The following is a 20,074-nucleotide window of genomic DNA, read 5'->3' as shown; positions in this document are numbered from 1 at the left end:
AAAAAGGGTTTTTCCATGTCAGAACAAAACAACACCGAGATGACTTTCCAGATCCAGCGCATCTACACCAAGGATGTCTCTTTCGAAGCGCCAAATGCGCCGCACGTTTTCCAGAAAGACTGGCAGCCAGAGGTTAAACTTGATCTGGATACCGCATCCACCCAGCTGGCGGATGACGTGTATGAAGTCGTACTGCGTGTCACCGTGACCGCCTCCCTGGGCGAAGAAACTGCATTCCTGTGCGAAGTCCAGCAGGGCGGTATCTTCTCTATCGGCGGCATCGAAGGTAACCAGATGGCGCATTGCCTGGGTGCATACTGCCCGAACATCCTGTTCCCGTATGCGCGTGAATGCATCACCAGCCTGGTTTCTCGCGGTACATTCCCGCAACTGAACCTTGCGCCAGTCAACTTTGATGCGCTGTTTATGAACTATCTACAGCAGCAGGCTGGCGAAGGTGCCGAACAACATCAGGATGCCTGATGAGCACTGTTAATGCGTCAATGACTGTGATCGGTGCCGGCTCTTACGGCACCGCTCTTGCCATCACACTGGCAAGAAATGGTCACGACGTGGTCCTGTGGGGCCACGATCCAAAACATATCGCGACGTTGCAACACGACCGCTGCAACGTGGCGTTTCTCCCGGACGTTCCGTTCCCTGACTCTCTGTATCTGGAAAGCGACCTCGCAACCGCGCTGGCGGCCAGCCGCAATATTTTGATTGTGGTGCCAAGCCATGTGTTTGGCGAAGTCCTGCGTCAGATTAAGCCGCTGATGCGTGCGGATGCGCGTATTGTGTGGGCGACGAAGGGGCTGGAAGCGGAAACCGGACGTCTGTTGCAGGACGTTGCCCGCGAAGCGCTGGGAACAGCGATCCCGCTGGCGGTGATCTCCGGGCCGACATTCGCCAAAGAGCTGGCTGCGGGCTTGCCGACGGCGATCTCGCTGGCGTCCACCGACCAGGCATTTTCCGACGATCTTCAGCAACTGCTGCACTGCGGCAAAAGCTTCCGCGTGTACAGCAACCCTGATTTTATCGGCGTACAGCTGGGCGGCGCGGTGAAGAACGTCATTGCCATCGGGGCCGGGATGTCTGACGGCATCGGCTTCGGCGCGAATGCGCGTACGGCGCTGATCACCCGTGGCCTGACCGAAATGTCACGCCTGGGCGAAGCGCTGGGCGCCGATCCGGCCACCTTTATGGGGATGGCTGGGCTGGGCGACCTGGTGCTGACCTGCACCGACAACCAGTCGCGTAACCGCCGCTTTGGCATGATGCTCGGACAGGGCAGCGATGTCAAAAGCGCGCAGGAGAAGATTGGTCAGGTGGTTGAAGGCTATCGCAATACCAAAGAAGTTCGCGAATTGGCGCATCGTTTCGGTGTCGAAATGCCAATAACCGAGGAAATTTATCAGGTATTGTATTGCGGAAAAAATGCGCGCGAGGCAGCATTGACCTTATTAGGTCGTGCGCGCAAGGACGAGCGCAGCAGCAATTAGCCGGGAAGTATCGTCACCTGAATGACCCAGCCAGCGCAGAACTGGCTGGTCATTAACTATCGTCTGGAGCAAGCAATGCCGTGTGAAGAACTGGATATCGTCTGGAATAATATTAAAGCCGAAGCCCGAGCGTTGGCCGACTGTGAGCCCATGCTGGCCAGTTTTTATCACGCGACGCTACTCAAGCACGAAAATCTCGGCAGCGCCCTGAGCTACATGCTCGCCAATAAACTGGCTTCCCCTATCATGCCTGCTATCGCTATTCGCGAGGTGGTGGAAGAGGCCTACGCTGCCGATCCGGAAATGATTGCTTCTGCCGCCTGCGATATTCAGGCCGTGCGCACGCGTGACCCGGCGGTGGATAAATACTCCACGCCGCTGCTGTATCTCAAAGGCTTCCACGCCTTACAGGCGTACCGCATCGGCCACTGGTTATGGAATGAGGGACGCCGCGCGCTGGCCATCTTCCTGCAAAACCAGGTTTCCGTGACCTTCCAGGTCGATATTCACCCGGCGGCGAAAATTGGCCGCGGGATCATGCTCGATCACGCCACCGGCATTGTTGTCGGTGAAACGGCGGTGATCGAAGATGACGTGTCGATTCTGCAATCCGTTACGCTGGGCGGTACCGGTAAAACCAGCGGCGATCGCCATCCGAAAATTCGTGAAGGGGTGATGATTGGCGCGGGTGCTAAAATCCTTGGCAATATTGAAGTCGGACGCGGCGCAAAAATTGGCGCGGGATCGGTTGTGCTCCAGCCTGTACCGCCGCACACCACCGCCGCTGGCGTCCCGGCGCGCATCGTCGGTAAGCCAGACAGCGATAAACCGTCGATGGATATGGATCAGCACTTTAACGGTATTCACCACACCTTCGAATACGGCGACGGTATCTGAACGCTGGAACACTCAAATAAAAAAGCCCGGTGAGTTAATGCACCGGGCTTTTGATTAGTTGCGGTATAACACTTTGATAATGTGATAGCCGAACTGCGTATGCAGTGGGCCGGTTGGCTCCAGCACCGGGCAGGAGAAGACCACTTTATCAAACGCCGGAACCATCTGGCCCTGGCGGAACTCGCCTAAGTCACCACCGCGTTTGCCTGACGGGCAAATCGAGTGTTTCTTCGCCAGTTTGCCGAAGTCGGCGCCGTTTTTAATCTGTTCGAGCAGATCCTGTGCCAGTTTTTCTTCTTTAACAAGGATATGCAGTGCTGCTGCTGTTTTTGCCATGATCGTGCCTTGAGTCAACGAGTTTACGATCGGTATACTACCACGCGTTTTTCCTCCTCTCCCGACTTTCATTGAGTGATCATTTATGCGTTTAAACCCCGGACAACAACAAGCTGTCGAATTCGTCACCGGACCCTGCCTGGTGCTGGCGGGAGCGGGATCCGGTAAAACACGCGTGATCACCAACAAAATCGCCCACTTAATTCGGGGTTGTGGATACCAGGCGCGCCATATCGCGGCGGTCACCTTTACCAACAAGGCGGCGCGTGAGATGAAAGAGCGCGTCGGCCAGACGCTGGGCCGTAAAGAGGCGCGCGGGCTGATGATCTCCACCTTCCACACGCTGGGTCTGGATATCATCAAGCGCGAATACGCGGCGCTGGGAATGAAGTCCAACTTTTCGCTCTTTGATGACACCGACCAGGTGGCGCTGCTCAAAGAGCTGACGGAAGGGCTGATCGAAGATGACAAAGTGCTGTTGCAACAGCTGATCTCGACGATCTCGAACTGGAAAAACGATCTGATGACGCCGGCCCAGGCTGCGGCAAGTGCCAAAGGCGAGCGTGACCGCATCTTTGCCCACTGCTATGGCCTGTACGACGCGCATATGAAAGCCTGCAACGTACTGGATTTCGACGATCTGATCCTGCTGCCGACGCTGCTGCTTCAGCGGAATGAAGAGGTGCGCGAGCGCTGGCAGAACAAAATTCGTTACCTGCTGGTGGATGAATACCAGGATACCAACACCAGCCAGTACGAGCTGGTGAAGCTGCTGGTAGGACAGCGCGCGCGTTTTACCGTCGTAGGTGATGACGATCAGTCGATTTACTCCTGGCGTGGCGCACGTCCGCAAAACCTGGTGCTGCTGAGCAAAGACTTCCCGGCGTTGCAGGTGATTAAACTGGAGCAGAACTACCGTTCTTCCGGGCGTATCCTGAAGGCGGCGAACATCCTGATTGCCAACAACCCGCACGTCTTTGAGAAGCGCCTGTTCTCTGAACTGGGTTACGGGACCGAGCTGAAAGTCCTTAGCGCCAATAACGAAGAGCACGAAGCGGAGCGCGTAACCGGCGAGCTGATTGCCCATCACTTCGTCAACAAAACTGAATACAAGGATTACGCGATCCTCTATCGCGGAAACCACCAGTCGCGCGTCTTTGAAAAGATGCTGATGCAGAACCGCATCCCCTACAAAATCTCCGGCGGTACGTCGTTCTTTTCGCGTCCGGAAATCAAGGATCTGCTGGCTTATCTGCGCGTGCTGACCAACCCGGATGACGACAGCGCTTTCCTGCGCATTGTAAATACGCCGAAGCGCGAGATTGGCTCTGCGACGCTGCAAAAGCTGGGTGAATGGGCGATGACCCGCAACAAAAGTCTGTTCACCGCCAGCTTCGATATGGGGCTGAGCCAGACCCTGACCGGGCGCGGCTATGACGCCTTAACCCGATTTACCCACTGGCTGGGTGAGGTGCAGCGTCTGGCAGAGCGCGAACCCGTGGCGGCAGTACGCGACCTGATCCACGGCATTGATTACGAATCCTGGTTGTATGAAACCTCCGCCAGCCCGAAAGCGGCAGAAATGCGCATGAAAAACGTTAACCAGCTCTTCAGCTGGATGACCGAAATGCTTGAAGGATCTGAGATTGACGAGCCGATGACCCTGACGCAGGTGGTCACCCGCTTCACGCTGCGCGATATGATGGAGCGCGGCGAGAGTGAAGAAGAAGCTGATCAGGTCCAGCTGATGACGTTGCATGCCTCGAAAGGGCTGGAGTTCCCGTATGTCTATCTGGTGGGGATGGAAGAGGGCCTGCTGCCGCACCAGAGCAGCATTGATGAAGATAACGTCGACGAAGAGCGCCGTCTGGCCTACGTGGGGATCACCCGTGCGCAGAAAGAGCTGACGTTTACGCTGTGCAAAGAGCGCCGTCAGTATGGTGAGCTGGTGCGCCCGGAGCCGAGCCGCTTCCTGCTGGAGTTGCCTCAGGACGATCTTATCTGGGAGCAGGAGCGTAAAGCTATTACCGCTGAAGAGCGGATGCACAAGGGGCAAGCCAACGTGGCGAACATACGCGCCATGCTGGCGAAAGCCAAAGAGAAAGGATAACAATTTTGTAGGCCGGGTAAGGCGAAGCCGCCCCCCGGCACGCTTCAAGGGTCACTTCACATCAAGCGCCCAGTGCACATAGCTCTGCCACTGGCACTCCTGCTCGATCAACTCTGCTCCAAGCGGATGATCTTCTAGCCAATTTTCCGGCAGCGTCAGCGTCAGTTTTTCATCGTCTGCCACCAGCTTAATGGCCGGGAGGAGATCGTCGCGACGCCGGCTGGCAAACAGAATCGCCAGACGAAGTAAGCGGCAGAGATGTTCGGCCACGCGCGGCGGTACAGCGTTTTGCTGATGGAGTGAAGAGAGGTCAACGGCGTTGGTTTGATTCAGCAGCAGGGTCGCGAGCAATTTTTTCTGCGCGGGAGTGTAGCCCGGCAAATCGAGATTACACACCAGCCAGGCTGCGTGTAGCGGCGCTTGCTTGTACTCAACGCTAAGCCCAATTTCATGCAACGCACACGCACTTAGCAGCAAATCGCGGCTTAACGGTTCGATATCCCAACGTGATTTAACCTGATCCGCAAAGAGCGATGCCAGTTGGCCCACTCGCTGCGCCTGATCGGTATCCACAATAAAGCGGCGCTGGACGTTACGTAGCGTACGGCTTCGAATGTCCTGATCCACCGAAAGATGCAGCATCCCATAGACCAGACCTTCGCGCAGTGCGCCGCCTGCCAGGGTCATACACTGGATGTTTAGCTCGGTAAAAATGGCGATGAGAATGGCTAGCCCGCTGGGGAAGACCAGCGCACGTTCGAGCGTCAGCCCTTCAATTTCCAGCTCTTCCAGACGACCACATTGAATGGCGCGCTGTTTAAGCTGCTGGAGTTTAGCAAGCGTGATCCGCTCATCCATCCCCTGCGCCATCATGATTTCCTGCAACGCCTGTACAGTTCCTGACGCCCCAACACACACTTTCCAGCCGTGGTAGCGCAGTTCGTCCATGACCGGACGCAGCACTTCACGCGCGGCATTTTCAGCCTCGTCGAAGTTTTCTTGCGCGAGATTGCGGTCAGTAAAGTAGCGCTCAAGCCAGGTTACGCAGCCCATCGACAGACTGAACAGCGAGGTCGCCTGGGCACCCGTGCCGGTCACCAGTTCAGTACTCGCTCCGCCAATATCCACCACCAGACGGCGATCGTCGCCCCCGGTAGTGTGCGCCACGCCCTGATATATCAGACGCGCTTCTTCTTCACCGCTGATGACTTGCACCGGGCAGCCGAGAATTTCCTGCGCTTTGGCAATAAAATCGACGGCATTAACCGCCAGACGGAGCGTCGCGGTCGCGACAACGCGGATTTGGGCATGCGGTATGTCCTGCAGACGCTCTGCAAAGAGGCGCAGACACTGCCAGCCACGTTCCATGGCTTCGGGAGAGAGGTGATTATCGCTGCTCAGGCCCGCCGCCAGGCGGACCTTGCGCTTGATGCGCGTCAGCGTCTGTATGCTTCCCGCCACCTCGCGTACAACCAGCATATGAAAACTATTCGAACCGAGATCAATTGCCGCATAAAGCGAGGTGGAACTGAGCATCATTTTTTAACCTGAACGACGACGATTACGCGGCGCACCGCCGGAACGACGCGGGCCATTACCGGTACGTGGACGGGTAAGGCGCTTAGGTGGCGGCAGTTCGCTCATCAGCGCGTCCGGATTGTATTTACTCTGTGGAATAGAGTGACCGATATAGGTCTCAATGGCCGGAAGGTTCAGCGCATACTCTTCACATGCAAGGCTGATGGAGTGACCGCTTGCGCCAGCACGACCGGTACGACCGATACGGTGTACATAGTCTTCACAGTCATCTGGCAGGTCATAGTTAAAGACGTGCGTCACGGCTGGAATGTGCAGGCCACGGGCCGCCACGTCGGTCGCGACCAGAATATCAAGGTCGCCACGAGTAAATTCGTCGAGAATGCGCAGGCGTTTTTTCTGCGCCACGTCGCCGGTCAGCAGGCCCACACGGTGACCATCTGCCGCCAGGTGGCCCCAAATATCTTCACAGCGGTGTTTAGTGTTCGCAAAGATGATCGCGCGATCCGGCCACTCTTCTTCGATCAGGGTTTGCAGCAGGCGCATTTTCTCTTCATTAGAAGGATAGAAGAGCTCTTCTTTAATGCGGTGCCCGGTTTTCTGCTCCGGTTCTACTTCCACATATTCCGCATTGTTCATCTGCTCGAATGCGAGTTCACGTACGCGGTATGAAAGGGTTGCGGAGAACAGCATATTCAGACGCTGGTTTGCCGCAGGCATACGGCGGAACAGCCAGCGGATGTCTTTAATGAAGCCCAGATCGTACATGCGGTCTGCTTCATCCAGCACCACGACCTGGATTGCGCCGAGGTTGATATGGTTCTGTTTAGCGTAGTCGATAAGACGGCCTGTGGTCCCAATCAGGATATCCACGCCGCTTTCCAGCACTTTCAGCTGTTTATCGTAGCCGTCGCCGCCATAGGCCAGGCCAAGTTTCAGGCCAGTGGCTTGCGCCAGGGGCTCAGCGTCTGCGTGGATCTGTACCGCCAGTTCTCGCGTCGGGGCCATAATTAGCGCGCGCGGCTGGTTAACTTTGCGGTCTGCAATCGCTGGGTGAGAAAGTAAATAATGAAACGTTGACGTTAAAAACGCCATCGTTTTGCCAGTACCGGTTTGCGCCTGCCCTGCAACATCACGACCGGCCAGCGTCAGCGGCAGGGCGAGAGCCTGAATGGGCGTGCAGTTATGAAACCCTTTAGTTTCAAGGGCTTCGATCACCTTTGGGTGCAGGGCGAAGTCGGAAAACTTCTGTTCTGTTAAATGTGTTTTGCTCATAGTGTGGTAGAATATCAGCTTACTATTGCTTTACGAAAGCGTATCCGGTGAAATAAAGTCAACCTTTAGTTGGTTAATGCGACATCAACACGTCGTTGGTGGAGACAAAACCAACGTACCAGGCTTATTCCTGTGGAGTTATATATGAGCGATAAAATTATTCACCTGACTGACGACAGTTTTGACACGGACGTACTTAAAGCTGACGGGCTGATCCTCGTTGATTTCTGGGCTGAATGGTGTGGTCCTTGCAAAATGATCGCTCCGATTCTGGATGAAATCGCTGACGAATATCAGGGCAAACTGACCGTTGCCAAGCTGAACATCGACCAGAACCCGGGCACCGCGCCAAAATACGGTATCCGTGGCATCCCGACCCTGCTGCTGTTCAAGAACGGTGACGTGGCGGCGACCAAAGTGGGCGCACTGTCCAAAGGTCAACTGAAAGAGTTCCTGGACGCTAACCTGGCGTAAGGTTTCTCCGCTGAGCGTCCAGAGCGCCTAATTAATGGTGAGCTCTGGACGCCCGGCTTTAGTCGTGCTAAGTTAGCTATGACTACGTTTTAAACATATCTTGTTGTTTGAATCTTGTTTTACCCGATACTTCCCGTTGTTAACTTAAACAGTGCGTGAAGTTGCTAGATTCCGGGCTTGTCACTCAATCCGTCTTGTCGTTTCAGTTCTGCGTTCTTTCCCTGTGACCAGACAGCGAACAGACATGAGGTGATGGCCGCTAAACAGGCATGGATGACCCTGCCATACCATTCACAACATTAAGTTCGAGAATCACCCCGAGTTTAAGAACCCACACCATTATGAATCTTACCGAATTAAAGAATACGCCGGTTTCTGAGCTGATCACTCTCGGCGAAAATATGGGACTGGAAAACCAGGCTCGTATGCGCAAGCAGGACATCATTTTCGCCATCCTGAAGCAACACGCTAAGAGTGGCGAAGATATCTTTGGCGACGGTGTGCTGGAGATACTGCAAGACGGATTTGGTTTCCTCCGCTCTGCAGACAGCTCCTACCTCGCCGGCCCTGACGACATCTACGTATCCCCTAGCCAAATCCGCCGTTTCAACCTCCGCACTGGTGACACCATTTCAGGTAAGATTCGTCCTCCAAAAGAGGGTGAACGCTACTTTGCGCTGTTGAAGGTTAATGAAGTCAACTACGACAAACCGGAAAACTCCCGCAATAAGATCCTGTTCGAGAACTTAACGCCGCTGCACGCGAACTCTCGTTTGCGTATGGAGCGTGGTAACGGGTCTACTGAAGACTTAACCGCTCGTGTGCTGGATCTGGCATCGCCAATTGGTCGTGGCCAGCGTGGTCTGATTGTGGCGCCGCCAAAAGCCGGTAAAACCATGCTGCTACAAAACATCGCGCAGAGCATTGCTTACAACCATCCAGACTGTGTGCTGATGGTGCTGCTGATTGACGAACGTCCGGAAGAAGTGACCGAGATGCAGCGTCTGGTGAAAGGGGAAGTGGTTGCGTCAACCTTCGACGAGCCTGCTTCCCGCCACGTTCAGGTTGCGGAAATGGTTATCGAGAAGGCGAAACGCCTGGTTGAGCACAAGAAAGACGTGATCATCCTGCTCGATTCCATTACCCGTCTGGCGCGTGCCTACAACACCGTGGTGCCGGCTTCCGGTAAAGTACTGACCGGTGGTGTGGATGCCAACGCCCTGCATCGTCCGAAGCGTTTCTTCGGTGCGGCGCGTAACGTGGAAGAGGGCGGTAGCCTGACCATTATCGCGACGGCGCTGATCGATACCGGCTCCAAAATGGACGAAGTTATTTACGAAGAGTTTAAAGGTACAGGCAACATGGAACTGCACCTTTCTCGTAAAATCGCAGAAAAACGCGTCTTCCCGGCGATCGACTACAACCGTTCCGGTACCCGTAAAGAAGAGCTGCTTACCACTCAGGAAGAGCTGCAGAAAATGTGGATCCTTCGCAAAATCATCCATCCAATGGGCGAAATCGACGCAATGGAATTCCTCATTAACAAACTGGCGATGACTAAAACGAACGACGATTTCTTCGACATGATGAAACGCTCGTAACGCAAATAATCCCAGTAAACGCCACGTTTTTACGTGGCGTTTTTTATTTATGGGCTATACGCTATTACCACACACTCCCAATTTTGCCCGGTCGGTGCGACAATAAGAAAATTCGCACAGTGAAAATATTAATAGCTTGAATAATAAACAAATGGGTCGCAAGAGGTGTGCTTTATGCCTTCTGGCTTGATGCCATCATGATTATACTTCTTTGACTAACATATGTTGAGAACATCCGTTGTGAACCTATTCGATACGTTTGCTGAACTCACCAGTATTTTTTTGTTCACTACTTGCTTTCTTTTTTTAGCACGTAAGGTAGCAAAATATGTCGGTTTAGTGGACAAACCTAACTTCCGTAAACGGCACCAAGGTATGATTCCCTTGGTGGGCGGAATCTCCGTTTTTGCAGGTGTTTCTTTCACTTTTGCTATCGCGGATTACTATATCCCACATGCCAGGCTGTACCTGTGCTGTGCGTCTGTTCTGGTTGTTGTGGGGGCACTTGATGATCGCTACGATATCAGTGTAAAAATTCGAGCCTTCGTGCAGGCTGCAGTTGCTCTTGCCATGATGGTGGCGGCAAACCTTCACCTTAGCAGTCTTGGATACATTTTTGGTTCTTGGGAGATGGTACTTGGGCCGTTTGGTTACTTCCTTACACTCTTTGCCGTATGGGTCGCCATCAATGCATTTAATATGGTAGATGGAATTGATGGTTTATTGGGCGGACTATCTTGTGTTTCATTTGCTGCCATTGGCATAATCTTATGGTTTGATGGTCAATACAGCCTGGCAATGTGGTGTTTTGCTATGATTGCGGCCATTCTGCCCTATATTCTTTTAAATCTTGGCGCGCTGGGCCGTCGCTATAAAGTCTTTATGGGCGATGCGGGTAGCACATTGATTGGTTTCACTATTATCTGGATCTTATTGGAAACCACTCAGGGTAAAACACATCCAATCAGCCCGGTTACAGCGCTTTGGATCATTGCCATTCCGCTGATGGATATGGTGGCGATTATGTATCGTCGTCTGCGTAAAGGAATGAGCCCATTTTCTGCGGACCGGCAGCATATTCATCATCTGATTATGCGCGCCGGCTTCACGTCTCGTCAGGCGTTTGTGCTGATTACGCTAGCGGCTGCTATTCTGGCTGCGATTGGCGTTGCCGCGGAATACGCTCATTTCATTCCTGAATGGGTAATGTTGGTATTATTCTTGCTAGCATTTTTCATGTACGGTTACTGCATCAAGCGTGCATGGAAAGTCGCGCGTTTTATTAAACGTTTAAAACGCAGGATGCGTCGGAACAGTGGCAAAAATACAACTTTAACTAAGTAAAACCGGGACTATGATGACTCAACCGTTGGCGGGAGCGAAATCAGTGGGCACTGAGAACGAGCTGGATATTCGTGGTTTGTTTCGAGTGTTATGGCAGGGCAAACTGTGGATTGTGGGGATTGGCCTGGGGTTCGCGCTGTTAGCGCTTGCCTACACCTTCTTTGCGAAACAAGAGTGGAGCGCCACGGCGATCACAGACCGACCAACGGTGAATATGCTTGGAGGCTACTACTCCCAGCAGCAATTCCTGCGTAATCTTGATATCAAGGCCAATCTGGCGACCCCGGATCAGGCCTCGGTGATGGATGAGTCCTACAAAGAGTTTGTGATGCAGCTGGCGTCGTGGGATACACGTCGCGATTTCTGGTCCCAGACAGACTACTACAAGCAGCGCATGGTCGGTAACAGCAAAGCGGATGCCGCGCTGCTGGATGATTTAATCAACAACATTCAGTTTATGCCTGGCGATGTGCTCCGTAACGTTAGCGACAGCGTGAAGCTGATTGCGGAAACGGCGCCGGACGCCAATAACCTGTTGCGTCAGTACGTTGCTTTTGCCAGCCAGCGTGCGGCCAGTCATCTGAATGACGAGCTGAAAGGCGCCTGGGCTGCGCGAACTATCCAGATGAAAGCGCAGGTCAAACGTCAGGAAGAGGTCGCTAAGGCCATCTTCGCCCGTCGCGTGCATAATATTGAGCAGGCGCTGAAGATTGCGGAACAGCACAATATTTCCCGTAGCGAAACGGATGTTCCGGCTGACGAACTCCCTGATTCAGAAATGTTCCTTCTTGGTCGCCCAATGCTTCAGGCACGTCTGGAAAATATCCAGGCCGTTGGCCCTGACTTTGACCTTGATTACGACCAAAACCGCGCCATGCTCAATACGCTCAACGTCGGTCCAACGCTGGACCCGCGTTTTCAGACCTATCGTTATTTAAGAACGCCTGAAGAGCCTGTAAAACGCGATAGTCCGCGTCGCGCATTCCTGATGATCATGTGGGGGATTGTGGGCGCACTGACTGGCGCTGGCGTAGCGTTATTGCGTCGCCGCACAAACTAAGAACGCCGTCTACGATGAAGGCTGCGGCCTTCATCGTCTAATCGAAGAGAATCGATGTGAAAGTACTAACCGTATTTGGCACCAGGCCGGAGGCCATCAAGATGGCGCCTCTGGTTCATGCGCTGGCCAGAGATCCTGATATTGAAGCGAAAGTGTGCGTGACTGCCCAGCACCGTGAGATGCTCGATCAGGTCTTAACCCTCTTTTCTATCGTCCCGGATTACGATCTCAATATAATGAAACCGGGACAGGGACTGACGGAAATCACCTGCCGTATTCTGCAAGAATTAAAGCCTATTCTGGAGTCGTTCAAGCCGGATGTAGTGCTGGTGCACGGCGACACCACCACCACCGTGGCGACCAGCCTGGCCGCGTTCTATCAGCGTATCCCTGTTGGCCATGTCGAAGCGGGACTGCGTACCGGCAATCTCTATTCCCCGTGGCCGGAAGAGGCCAACCGTACGCTCACCGGTCACCTGGCGATGTACCATTTTGCGCCAACCGAGAACTCACGTCAGAACCTGCTGCGCGAAAATATCAGCGACAGCAAAATCTTCGTTACCGGCAATACGGTCATTGATGCGCTGATTTGGGTGCGTGACCGCGTGCTGGCTAACAGCGAGCTTCAGGCAGAACTCGCTGCGCGCTATCCGTTCCTGAACAACGGCAAGAAAACGATTCTGGTGACGGGACACCGCCGCGAAAGTTTTGGCCGTGGCTTTGAGCAAATCTGCCACGCGCTGGCTGAAATCGCCGCGCAGAATGAGGATGTGCAGATTGTCTATCCGGTGCACCTTAACCCTAACGTCAGCGAACCGGTCAACCGTATCCTGGGCCACGTGGAAAACGTGCTCCTGATAGAGCCGCAGGACTATCTGCCATTTGTCTGGCTGATGAACCACGCCTGGCTGATCCTGACCGATTCTGGCGGCATTCAGGAAGAGGCGCCTTCCCTCGGTAAGCCGGTACTGGTGATGCGCGAAACCACTGAACGTCCGGAAGCGGTCACTGCCGGTACCGTGCGTCTGGTGGGAACGGATCCGCGTCGCATTGTCGAAGAGGTCACGCGCTTACTGCATGACGAAGAAGAGTATCAGGCGATGAGCCGTGCCCATAACCCGTACGGGGACGGGCAGGCTTGTGGACGTATTTTGCACGCACTTAAACACAATCGGGTAACGCTATGAGTTTTACTACCATCTCTGTTGTTGGTCTCGGCTATATCGGGCTGCCTACTGCGGCGGCCTTTGCCTCTCGTCAAAAGCAGGTTATTGGCGTAGATATCAACGCGCACGCGGTAGAAACCATCAACCGTGGCGAAATTCATATCGTGGAGCCCGATCTCGATCGCGTGGTGAAAAAGGCGGTGGACGGTGGCTTCCTGCGCGCCAGCACCACGCCGGTAGAAGCCGATGCGTACCTGATTGCGGTGCCTACGCCCTTTAAAGGCGATCATGAGCCTGACATGGTTTACGTCGAGGCGGCGGCAAAATCCATTGCGCCTGTGCTGAAGAAAGGGGCACTGGTTATTCTTGAGTCCACTTCACCTGTTGGGGCAACCGAGCAGATGGCACAGTGGCTGGCCGAGGCGCGTCCCGATCTCAGCTTCCCCCAGCAGGCGGGCGACCAGGCCGATATCAACATCGCCTACTGCCCTGAGCGCGTACTGCCAGGCCAGGTGATGGTGGAACTGATTAAAAATGACCGCGTGATTGGCGGCATGACCCCAGTCTGCTCCGCGCGCGCCAGCGAGCTGTATAAGATCTTCCTTGAAGGCGAATGCGTGGTGACCAACTCCCGCACCGCCGAGATGTGCAAACTGACCGAAAACAGCTTCCGCGATGTTAACATTGCATTTGCGAATGAACTGTCGTTGATTTGCGCCGATCAGGGGATTAACGTCTGGGAACTTGTTCGCCTTGCCAATCGTCACCCACGCGTGAACATCCTTCAGCCGGGGCCGGGTGTGGGTGGGCACTGTATCGCTGTCGATCCGTGGTTTATCGTGGCGCAGAATCCGGAACAGGCGCGCCTGATTCGCACCGCGCGCGAAGTAAACGACCACAAACCGCACTGGGTTATCAACCAGGTGAAAGCCACGGTGGCGGATTGCCTCGCCGACAGCGGTAAACGTGCCAGTGAGCTGAAAATTGCCTGCTTTGGTCTGGCATTCAAACCGAATATTGACGATCTTCGCGAAAGCCCGGCAATGGAAATTGCCGAAACGATCGCAGCCTGGCACAGCGGTGAAACGCTGGTGGTTGAGCCGAATATTCATGCGTTGCCGGCAAAACTTGCCGGCCACTGCACCCTTACCGCACTGGATGACGCGCTGGCGACGGCGGATGTGCTGGTGCTGCTGGTGGATCACAATGCGTTTAAAGCGGTCTCCGCTGATGCCGTGCGTCAGCAGTATATTGTTGATACTAAGGGCGTTTGGCGTTGATTACTCTCAACGGCGTGCTGGAGTCCCTTGAGTGGGAAAGCGTATTTTTTTCGCTCCCCTCAGCGATAGTGCGTCTGCGCGATAACGCTCCTGCGTTGCAGGACGCAGACTTCAGCGCCTGGCAGCGCGTACAGGCTAAGATCCCGGCGGACCGCGCCGATCTGCTGGACGCGCTCCAGCAGCACGGATTCCGGCTGGTCGAGGGCGAGGTTGATCTCTCTGTTACCGTGGCCCGCCACGGCTCACCGGGCGCGGAAATTGCAACGGAGCAGGATATCCCCGCGCTGCGCAAGATGGCGGCGCTGGCTTTCGCTCAAAGCCGTTTCCGGGCGCCCTGGTATGCGCCCGATGACAGCGGCCGCTTTTATGCCCGGTGGATAGAGAATGCGGTTAAAGGCACGTTTGACCACGTCTGTCTGGTGTTCCGTACTGCCGGTGGGCAGATTCAGGGTTTTGTTTCGCTTCGCAGGCTCAACGAGCAAGAGGCGCGCATCGGTTTGTTAGCCGGGCGCGGCATGGGCGAAAAACTCATGCAGGCGGCGCTGCACTGGGCGGAGCAACAACAGGTATCGACGCTGCGGGTCGCAACCCAGATGGGCAACACCGCTGCGCTTAAACGTTATATTGCGAGTGGTGCCAGCATCGACGCCACCGCCTACTGGTTATACAGGTGACAAGATGATTCCATTTAACGCGCCTCCCGTTGTGGGCACTGAACTTGATTACATGCAGTCGGCTATGGGCAGCGGCAAGCTCTGTGGCGACGGTGGTTTTACCCGTCGCTGCCAGCAGTGGATGGAGCAACGTTTTCACAGTGCCAAGGTGCTGCTGACGCCGTCCTGTACCGCATCGCTCGAAATGGCCGCGCTGCTGCTGGATATTCAGCCCGGCGATGAAGTGATCATGCCGAGCTACACCTTCGTCTCCACGGCGAACGCGTTTGTCCTGCGCGGGGCGAAAATCGTGTTTGTGGATATCCGTCCGGATACTATGAACATCGACGAAACGCTGATTGAAGCGGCGATCACCGACAAAACGCGGGCGATTGTTCCGGTGCATTACGCGGGCGTGGCCTGTGAAATGGACACCATCATGGCCATCGCCAAAAAGCACAACCTGTTCGTGGTGGAAGATGCCGCGCAGGGCGTGATGTCCACCTACAAAGGTCGCGCGCTGGGAACCATCGGTCATATCGGCTGCTTTAGCTTCCACGAAACCAAAAACTACACCGCAGGCGGCGAAGGCGGCGCGACGCTGATTAACGATCGTGCCCTTGTCGAGCGTGCGGAAGTGATCCGTGAAAAAGGGACCAACCGCAGCCAGTTCTTCCGCGGTCAGGTGGATAAATACACCTGGCGCGATATCGGCTCAAGCTACCTGATGGCGGACTTGCAGGCCGCGTATCTCTGGGCGCAGCTGGAAGCGGCAGAGCGAATCAATCTGCAACGCCTCTCCCTGTGGCAAACCTACTACGACGCGCTGGAGTCGCTGGCTAAAGCCGGACGTATTGAACTGCCGACTATTCCGGCAGACTGCATCCACAACGCCCACATGTTCTATATCAAGCTGCGCGATAACGACGATCGCAGCAAGCTGATTGCCTGGCTGAAGGAGGCGGAAATTATGGCGGTATTCCACTATATTCCGCTGCACTCCAGCCCGGCTGGCGAAGCCTTCGGGATGTTTGCCGGTGAAGACCGCTACACCACCAAAGAGAGCGAACGTCTGCTCCGCCTGCCCCTGTTCTACAACCTCGCGCCGGTGAACCAGCGTACGGTGATCAATTCGCTTCTGAGTTATTTCGCCTGATATGTCTCTGGCAAAAGCGTCGGTGTGGACGGCAGCGTCCACGCTAGTAAAAATTGGCGCCGGGTTACTGGTCGTCAAGCTGCTGGCCGTCTCATTTGGTCCGTCAGGCGTTGGGCTGGCAGGGAACTTCCGCCAGCTGGTCACGGTGCTTGGCGTGCTGGCAGGTGCCGGGATATTCAATGGCGTCACCAAATACGTCGCGCAGCATCATGACGATGCCGAAAAGCTTCGCACGGTGGTGGGCACCTCCTCTGCTATGGTGCTGGGCTTCTCTACGTTGCTGGCCATCGTCTTTTTGCTGGCGGCGGCACCTGTTAGTCAGGGACTGTTCGGACACACGCACTATCAGGGACTGGTGCGCCTGGTGGCGTTCGTTCAGATGGGCATCGCCTGGGCGAACCTGCTGCTGGCGCTGATGAAAGGCTTCCGTGATGCCGCCGGGAATGCGCTGGCGCTGATCCTCGGCAGCATTATCGGCGTTATCGCCTACTACTTCTGCTATCGGCTGGGCGGCTATGAAGGCGCGCTGCTGGGGCTGGCGCTGGTGCCTGCGCTCGTTGTCGTTCCGGCAGCGTTTATGCTGATGCGCAGAGGCAATGTCCCGCTGAGTTACCTGAAACCGCAGTGGGACAAGATGCTGGCGGGGCAGCTAGGAAAGTTTACCCTGATGGCGCTCATCACTTCGGTAACGCTTCCCGTGGCTTACGTGATGATGCGAAACCTGCTGGCAGCGCATTACAGCTGGGATGAAGTGGGGATCTGGCAGGGCGTAAGCAGCATTTCAGATGCTTACCTCCAATTTATTACGGCTTCCTTTAGCGTCTATTTGCTGCCAACCTTATCGCGCCTGACGTCCAGGCAGGATATTACCCGCGAGATTTTTCGCGCCCTGCGTTTCGTGTTGCCGGCCGTTGCGATTGCCAGCTTTACCGTCTGGTTACTGCGTGATTTCGCCATCTGGCTGCTGTTTTCAGCGAAGTTTACCGCCATGCGCGATCTGTTTGCCTGGCAACTGGTCGGCGATGTGCTGAAAGTGGGGGCATACGTTTTCGGCTATCTGGTGATTGCGAAGGCTTCGCTGCGGTTGTATATCCTGGCTGAGATCGGCCAGTTTGCGCTGCTAACGGCATTTTCTCACTGGCTGATCCCCACCCACGGTGCGCTGGGGGCGGCGCAGGCCTATATGGCAACTTATATCGTTTATTTCGCTGCCTGTTGCGGCGTATTTTTACTTTGGCGTAAACGCGCATGACTGCACTGATACACATACTGGGATCGGATATCCCGCATCATAACCAGACCGTTCTGCGGTTCTTCAACGATGAACTGGCATCCGGCACGCCCGATGCGCGTGAGTTTATGGTCGTTGGATGCGATAACGGCCTGAGCGCGGCGTGTCCGGCATTGCATATCACCTTCTGGCCAGACAAAGCGGCGCTGACGAAGGCCGTGGTTGCTAAAGCCAAAGCGGATCGAAGCCAACGTTTCTTCTTCCATGGACAGTTCAATACCGGACTGTGGCTGGCGCTGTTAAGCGGCGGGATCAAACCTTCTCAGTTCAGCTGGCATATCTGGGGAGCGGATCTCTACGAAGTCTCCCGTGGCTGGAAGTTCCGACTTTTCTATCCGCTGCGTCGTCTGGCGCAGGCGCGCGTGGGCTGCGTTTTTGCTACCCGAGGCGATCTCAACTATTTTGCTAAACAGCACCCGAAGGTTCGCGGGGAGCTGCTCTATTTCCCGACCCGTATGGATCCGGCGCTGAACACCATGGCGAATGACACGGTTCGAGAGGGCAAGCTGACCATCCTGGTGGGGAATTCCGGCGATCGCAGTAACGAGCATGTCGCGGCGCTGAGGGCGGTGCATCAGCAGTTTGGCGACACGGTGAACGTGGTGGTGCCGATGGGCTATCCCGCCAATAACGACGCCTACATCGATGAAGTTCGCCAGCAGGGGCTTGCGCTGTTTAGCGCGGAAAACCTGCACATTCTCAGCGATAAGCTGGAATTTGATGACTATCTCGCGCTGCTGCGAAAATGCGATCTGGGCTATTTCATCTTTGCCCGTCAGCAGGGGATTGGCACGCTGTGTCTGCTGATTCAGGCGGGCGTACCCTGCGTGCTCAACCGCGAAAACCCGTTCTGGCAGGACATGGCCGAGCAGCATATTCCGGTGCTGTTTACCTCTGACACGCTTAATGTCGAGGTGGTACGGGAAGCGCAGCGTCAGCTCACGCTGGTGGATAAAAATAGCATCGACTTTTTCAGCCCGAACTACCTCACGCCGTGGCACCGCGCGCTGCGTATTGCTTCAGGAGACAACGCATGAGCCAGTTGCAGTTTAGCGGCTTGCTGGTGGTCTGGCTGCTGAGCACGCTGTTTATCGCCACGCTCACCTGGTTTGAATTCCGGCGGGTACGTTTTAACTTCAACGTATTCTTCTCGCTGCTGTTTTTGCTGACCTTTTTCTTTGGCTTCCCGCTGACCAGCATCCTCGTGTTCCGCTTTGATGTTGGCGTCGCGCCGCCGGAAATCTTGTTGCAGGCGCTGCTCTCTGCGACCTGCTTCTACGCGGTGTACTACGTCACTTATAAAACGCGCCTGCGCGCGGCAAAAGACACCACCCCCCGTCGTCCGCTGTTTACCATGAACCGGGTAGAAACCCATCTGACGTGGGTTATGCTGATGACTATCGCCCTCGTCAGCGTGGCGATTTTCTTCATGCATAACGGCTTTTTACTGTTTAAGTTGCAGTCCTATAGCCAGATTTTCTCCGCCGAAGTCTCCGGCGTCGCGCTCAAGCGTTTCTTCTATTTCTTTATCCCGGCGATGCTGGTGGTCTTTTTCCTGCGTCAGGACAGCAAAGCCTGGCTGTTCTTCCTGGTCAGCACCGTCGCATTTGGCATTCTGACCTACATGATCGTCGGCGGCACCCGCGCCAACATCATTATCGCCTTCGCGATTTTCCTGTTTATCGGCATTATTCGCGGCTGGATCTCGCTGTGGATGCTGGCGGCGGCAGGCGTCTTTGGCATTGTGGGGATGTTCTGGCTGGCGCTGAAGCGCTACGGGCTGAACGTGGCGGGCGACGAAGCGTTTTACACCTTCCTGTATCTGACGCGCGACACCTTCTCGCCGTGGGAAAACCTGGCATTACTGCTGCAAAACTACGACAAGATCGAATTCCAGGGGCTGGCGCCGATTGTTCGCGATTTCTATGTCTTTATACCGACGTGGCTGTGGCCCGATCGTCCCGGCATTGTCCTGAACACGGCGAACTACTTCACCTGGGAAGTGCTGAACAACCATTCGGGTCTGGCGATTTCCCCAACCCTGATTGGCTCGCTGGTAGTGATGGGCGGAACGTGGTTTATCCTGCCTGGCGCGATCGCGGTAGGGCTGATAATAAAATGGTTCGACTGGCTATATACGCTGGGTAACGAAGAGACCAACCGCTACAAAGCCGCTGTTTTGCACAGTTTCTGTTTCGGTGCCATTTTCAATATGATCGTTCTGGCGCGCGAGGGGCTGGATTCATTCGTCTCACGCGTGGTGTTCTTTATGGTCGTTTTCGGACTCTGTCTGCTGCTGGCAAAACTGCTGTACTGGTTGTTTGACAGTGCAGGGCTTGTGCACAGACGTGAGCCACAGGGCAGCACAACGCTGTCGCAAGTCTGAGTAGGGA

At 55.1% G+C, this 20,074-nt stretch carries 18 protein-coding genes; 15 read left to right on the top strand and 3 right to left on the bottom strand.

Going from position 1 to position 20,074, the window contains the following annotated elements; genetic code table 11:
* The first annotated feature begins 15 nt into the window (after positions 1-15).
* From secB to cysE, 3 genes are all read left to right on the top strand, one after another.
* Positions 16-483: a protein-export chaperone SecB gene (gene secB / locus SK51_RS03330; RefSeq protein WP_003860835.1), complete on the top strand. Its 468-nt coding sequence runs from the start codon at positions 16-18 to the stop codon at positions 481-483.
* Positions 483-1,502: an NAD(P)H-dependent glycerol-3-phosphate dehydrogenase gene (gpsA, locus tag SK51_RS03325; protein WP_006812398.1), complete on the top strand. Its 1,020-nt coding sequence runs from the start codon at positions 483-485 to the stop codon at positions 1,500-1,502. Before secB ends, gpsA begins: the two co-directional genes overlap by 1 nt.
* Positions 1,503-1,577: 75 nt before the next feature.
* On the top strand, positions 1,578-2,399 hold the full coding sequence (gene cysE / locus SK51_RS03320) for a serine O-acetyltransferase (RefSeq protein ID WP_022646641.1): 822 nt from the start codon (positions 1,578-1,580) through the stop codon (positions 2,397-2,399).
* 54 nt (positions 2,400-2,453) lie between these two features.
* Here cysE and ppiC read toward each other — a convergent pair whose 3' ends face one another.
* Positions 2,454-2,735, bottom strand: coding sequence for a peptidylprolyl isomerase PpiC (gene ppiC, locus SK51_RS03315; RefSeq protein WP_006812396.1), 282 nt, complete (start codon positions 2,733-2,735; stop codon positions 2,454-2,456).
* 85 nt (positions 2,736-2,820) lie between these two features.
* Between ppiC and rep the strand changes: the two genes are divergently transcribed.
* A complete protein-coding gene (rep, locus tag SK51_RS03310; protein ID WP_022646642.1) occupies positions 2,821-4,845 on the top strand; it encodes a DNA helicase Rep in 2,025 nt (674 codons plus the stop codon).
* 51 nt (positions 4,846-4,896) lie between these two features.
* Here the strand turns inward: rep and gppA are convergent, their stop codons facing one another.
* A complete protein-coding gene (gene gppA / locus SK51_RS03305) occupies positions 4,897-6,381 on the bottom strand; it encodes a guanosine-5'-triphosphate,3'-diphosphate diphosphatase (RefSeq protein ID WP_032671550.1) in 1,485 nt (494 codons plus the stop codon).
* Positions 6,382-6,387: 6 nt separating this feature from the next.
* A complete protein-coding gene (gene rhlB / locus SK51_RS03300) occupies positions 6,388-7,656 on the bottom strand; it encodes an ATP-dependent RNA helicase RhlB (protein ID WP_022646644.1) in 1,269 nt (422 codons plus the stop codon).
* Positions 7,657-7,800: 144 nt separating this feature from the next.
* Between rhlB and trxA the strand changes: the two genes are divergently transcribed.
* The 11 genes from trxA to wzyE all read left to right on the top strand — a co-directional run bounded on the left by trxA (position 7,801) and on the right by wzyE (position 20,067).
* Positions 7,801-8,130, top strand: a complete 330-nt coding sequence (trxA, locus tag SK51_RS03295; protein ID WP_006812392.1) for a thioredoxin TrxA — start codon at positions 7,801-7,803, stop codon at positions 8,128-8,130.
* Positions 8,131-8,471: 341 nt separating this feature from the next.
* Positions 8,472-9,731 carry a transcription termination factor Rho gene (gene rho / locus SK51_RS03290; protein WP_001054528.1) on the top strand — a complete coding sequence of 420 codons (1,260 nt, stop codon included), beginning with the start codon at positions 8,472-8,474 and terminating at the stop codon, positions 9,729-9,731.
* 240 nt (positions 9,732-9,971) lie between these two features.
* Positions 9,972-11,075: a UDP-N-acetylglucosamine--undecaprenyl-phosphate N-acetylglucosaminephosphotransferase gene (gene wecA / locus SK51_RS03285; protein ID WP_022646645.1), complete on the top strand. Its 1,104-nt coding sequence runs from the start codon at positions 9,972-9,974 to the stop codon at positions 11,073-11,075.
* A gap of 13 nt (positions 11,076-11,088) precedes the next feature.
* Positions 11,089-12,135 (top strand): ECA polysaccharide chain length modulation protein, encoded by a 1,047-nt coding sequence (gene wzzE, locus SK51_RS03280; protein ID WP_022646646.1) that lies wholly within the window; start codon positions 11,089-11,091, stop codon positions 12,133-12,135.
* A gap of 56 nt (positions 12,136-12,191) precedes the next feature.
* A complete protein-coding gene (gene wecB, locus SK51_RS03275; protein WP_032622055.1) occupies positions 12,192-13,322 on the top strand; it encodes a non-hydrolyzing UDP-N-acetylglucosamine 2-epimerase in 1,131 nt (376 codons plus the stop codon).
* A complete protein-coding gene (gene wecC / locus SK51_RS03270) occupies positions 13,319-14,581 on the top strand; it encodes a UDP-N-acetyl-D-mannosamine dehydrogenase (protein WP_023299034.1) in 1,263 nt (420 codons plus the stop codon). Before wecB ends, wecC begins: the two co-directional genes overlap by 4 nt.
* Positions 14,578-15,255, top strand: coding sequence for a dTDP-4-amino-4,6-dideoxy-D-galactose acyltransferase (gene rffC, locus SK51_RS03265; protein WP_023305220.1), 678 nt, complete (start codon positions 14,578-14,580; stop codon positions 15,253-15,255). The genes wecC and rffC overlap by 4 nt, the downstream gene beginning before the upstream one ends.
* Positions 15,256-15,259: 4 nt before the next feature.
* Complete coding sequence (gene rffA / locus SK51_RS03260) at positions 15,260-16,390, top strand: dTDP-4-amino-4,6-dideoxygalactose transaminase (RefSeq protein ID WP_023299036.1); 1,131 nt, start codon at positions 15,260-15,262, stop codon at positions 16,388-16,390.
* A 1-nt stretch (position 16,391) separates the two neighbouring features.
* Positions 16,392-17,642, top strand: coding sequence for a lipid III flippase WzxE (gene wzxE / locus SK51_RS03255; RefSeq protein WP_023305222.1), 1,251 nt, complete (start codon positions 16,392-16,394; stop codon positions 17,640-17,642).
* Positions 17,639-18,718 carry a TDP-N-acetylfucosamine:lipid II N-acetylfucosaminyltransferase gene (locus SK51_RS03250; protein WP_023305223.1) on the top strand — a complete coding sequence of 360 codons (1,080 nt, stop codon included), beginning with the start codon at positions 17,639-17,641 and terminating at the stop codon, positions 18,716-18,718. Before wzxE ends, SK51_RS03250 begins: the two co-directional genes overlap by 4 nt.
* Positions 18,715-20,067: an ECA oligosaccharide polymerase gene (wzyE, locus tag SK51_RS03245; protein ID WP_017693948.1), complete on the top strand. Its 1,353-nt coding sequence runs from the start codon at positions 18,715-18,717 to the stop codon at positions 20,065-20,067. Before SK51_RS03250 ends, wzyE begins: the two co-directional genes overlap by 4 nt.
* Positions 20,068-20,074: the final 7 nt, after the last annotated feature.

The sequence above is a fragment of the Enterobacter sp. MGH85 genome, assembly GCF_001037655.1.
Lineage (GTDB): Bacteria > Pseudomonadota > Gammaproteobacteria > Enterobacterales > Enterobacteriaceae > Enterobacter > Enterobacter intestinihominis.
This window is presented reverse-complemented; position numbering and strand designations above follow the sequence as displayed.

Coding starts and splice junctions, on each gene's coding strand:
- gppA (WP_032671550.1), bottom strand. CDS start 6,381: ATGCTCAGTTCCACCTCGCTTTATGCGGCAATTGATCTCGGTTCGAAT.
- rep (WP_022646642.1), top strand. CDS start 2,821: ATGCGTTTAAACCCCGGACAACAACAAGCTGTCGAATTCGTCACCGGA.
- rhlB (WP_022646644.1), bottom strand. CDS start 7,656: ATGAGCAAAACACATTTAACAGAACAGAAGTTTTCCGACTTCGCCCTG.
- secB (WP_003860835.1), top strand. CDS start 16: ATGTCAGAACAAAACAACACCGAGATGACTTTCCAGATCCAGCGCATC.
- ppiC (WP_006812396.1), bottom strand. CDS start 2,735: ATGGCAAAAACAGCAGCAGCACTGCATATCCTTGTTAAAGAAGAAAAA.
- SK51_RS03250 (WP_023305223.1), top strand. CDS start 17,639: ATGACTGCACTGATACACATACTGGGATCGGATATCCCGCATCATAAC.
- wecC (WP_023299034.1), top strand. CDS start 13,319: ATGAGTTTTACTACCATCTCTGTTGTTGGTCTCGGCTATATCGGGCTG.
- rffA (WP_023299036.1), top strand. CDS start 15,260: ATGATTCCATTTAACGCGCCTCCCGTTGTGGGCACTGAACTTGATTAC.
- trxA (WP_006812392.1), top strand. CDS start 7,801: ATGAGCGATAAAATTATTCACCTGACTGACGACAGTTTTGACACGGAC.
- wzxE (WP_023305222.1), top strand. CDS start 16,392: ATGTCTCTGGCAAAAGCGTCGGTGTGGACGGCAGCGTCCACGCTAGTA.
- wzzE (WP_022646646.1), top strand. CDS start 11,089: ATGACTCAACCGTTGGCGGGAGCGAAATCAGTGGGCACTGAGAACGAG.
- wzyE (WP_017693948.1), top strand. CDS start 18,715: ATGAGCCAGTTGCAGTTTAGCGGCTTGCTGGTGGTCTGGCTGCTGAGC.
- gpsA (WP_006812398.1), top strand. CDS start 483: ATGAGCACTGTTAATGCGTCAATGACTGTGATCGGTGCCGGCTCTTAC.
- rho (WP_001054528.1), top strand. CDS start 8,472: ATGAATCTTACCGAATTAAAGAATACGCCGGTTTCTGAGCTGATCACT.
- cysE (WP_022646641.1), top strand. CDS start 1,578: ATGCCGTGTGAAGAACTGGATATCGTCTGGAATAATATTAAAGCCGAA.